Below are 2,235 nucleotides of genomic sequence, written 5' to 3'. Positions count from 1 at the left end.
CTCAATGACAGAGGAATCTCATATTTATAAAAAAGTTTTAGAAACTGGAAAAGAGCATGTTATTTTGAATCCTAAAGAGGACATTCATTGTAGCAATTGCCCATCTATTGAGGAGTGTAAAGAGAAGTTAGAGGTTTCAACACCTATTTTTTTAAATGGTGAAGTAGTTGGAGTTATTGGGCTTATATGCTTCAATAATCAGCAAAAAGTAAATTTTGTTGAAAAACAGGAGAAATATTTGAATTTTTTAAAACAAATATCTGGTTTTATCTCATCTCAAGCGCAACTATCTTTAGAAAATTCATCCACTGAATCTAAAAAGGAGTTTTTAAAGGTCATATTAAATAGGATAGAGGAGGGAATTTTAATATATGATAATAACTTTTTATTAACACATATGAATGAAGTGGCCACAAAACTTTTCAACACTAAAATTCTTCAAGAAAACTTATTAATTCAACCTTTAAATGATAACTTTCTTGGGAAAAATGCTTACTCTATTATATATAATGATAAAAAACTTGATGTTTTTGGTGAAGTCTTTACCTTTTCACCCTTTGAAAAAGTTTTGATTTTTAAAGAGAAAAAGGCCATTCATAACTCAATACTTCATGTAACAAATTCAACTACTGGAACTCTTGTAAAAGATTTTATCTTCTATTCTGATTCCATGAAAAAGCTATTTGAGCGAATCAATAAAATATCTAAAAATCCATCCACTGTTTTAATTACAGGTGAAAGTGGAACAGGTAAAGAGATTATAGCCAGAACAATACATATGAATAGTAATCGAGTTAATCAGCCCTTTATCGCTATAAACTGTGGAGCTATACCTGAGGCTTTACTTGAAAGTGAGTTTTTCGGCTACATCAAGGGTTCATTTACTGGAGCTGATCCCAGAGGAAAGATTGGAAAGTTTGAGCTGGCCAATGGAGGAACTCTCTTTTTAGATGAGATTGGAGATATGCCATTATATATGCAGATAAAACTTCTTAGAGTTTTACAAGAAAGAAGTATCGTAAGAATTGGATCAAATCAACTCATAGATGTTGATGTTAGAATTATTGCCGCTACAAATCAAAATTTGGAACATTTAGTGGAGAGTGGAGAGTTTAGAAAAGACCTGTATTACAGGCTTAATGTAGTTCCAATTGAAGTTCCACCCCTAAGAAAAAGAACTGGGGATATCTTCATATTTGCAGAACACTTTGCTGAGAAATATGCTGTCCTTTTTAAAAAGAATTTTAACAGTATCTCCTCAGAGGTACTAGATATATTTGAAAAGTATAGTTGGCCCGGAAATGTGAGAGAGCTTGAAAATACAATTGAATATATGATTAATCTAATGGGAAATAATGGTATTCTATCCTATAACCATCTCCCTCAAAAATTACTCGCAAATAAATCAGCTGAAGTTTTTCAAGAGAGAACTCTTAAAAGCATGGAAATTGAAATGATTAGTGATCTTTTAAAAAAATATGGAGATTCAACTGAGAGCAAAAAGCAGATTGCCAAAATTTTAGGAATTGGAATAGCAACTCTATATAGAAAAATTGAACAGTATAATTTAAAACACTAGGATAAAAATCCTAGTGTTTTCTTCTACTCTCTATAACTGCTCCATGGCATTTTAAATACTCTAACTCTTCATCTGAAATAACGATATCAGAATATCTTTTCTTATCCATATTATCCGATATAAGTCTTATCTCATTTTTATTTATTTTAACTCTTTTTATGTATGTTTGGTCATGATAACTTAAAACACAAACTTTTCCCTCTATATTTTCCATCTGTTTTTGAATTGGATCTATTATTACCAAATCTCCATCTGAAAGTGTAGGGAACATAGAGTCTCCATTGACCTCTACCATAAAAGCATTTTTAGGAAGCCCTGTTCTTGGAATAGATGTCAATATCTCCATTCTTGTGTTGTCTTCAAAATTTATATGTCCAAGTCCTGCAGCAGCTTTTCCCAATATGGGTAAAGCTATTATTTCGGCATCTTTAGTTTCTTTTATATTTGAATTTTCTTCAAGTTTTTTCTTAATCAAATCAGGAGTTCTATCATAAGCGACTATATATCTCACTTCATTTGCTTCCTTGTCCGATTTTATAAATTTTTCTATAAATCTTTCCACAAAATCATCTTTTGGAATTCTAATTCCTTTACGATAATGCCCCACTACAGATAGAGAAGAGTCTGTCTGTTTTGCTACATACTCTAAAGTATAA

The 2,235-nt window shown here is 31.1% G+C and carries 2 protein-coding genes; one reads left to right on the top strand and one right to left on the bottom strand.

Translation table 11 applies throughout. The features are described from left to right. On the top strand, positions 1-1,579 hold a 1,579-nt coding region (locus tag ACMOUI_RS11290; protein ID WP_418965795.1), incomplete at its 5' end, for a sigma 54-interacting transcriptional regulator. Positions 1,580-1,589: 10 nt separating this feature from the next. Here ACMOUI_RS11290 and ACMOUI_RS11285 read toward each other — a convergent pair. Beyond that, a partial coding sequence (locus ACMOUI_RS11285) for a S24 family peptidase (protein WP_418965794.1) occupies positions 1,590-2,235 on the bottom strand: 646 nt, incomplete at its 5' end.

The organism is Cetobacterium sp. (assembly GCF_048470075.1).
Classification (GTDB): domain Bacteria; phylum Fusobacteriota; class Fusobacteriia; order Fusobacteriales; family Fusobacteriaceae; genus Cetobacterium_A.
Note: the sequence above shows the minus strand (reverse complement) of the source record. Positions and strands in the feature narration are given on the sequence as shown.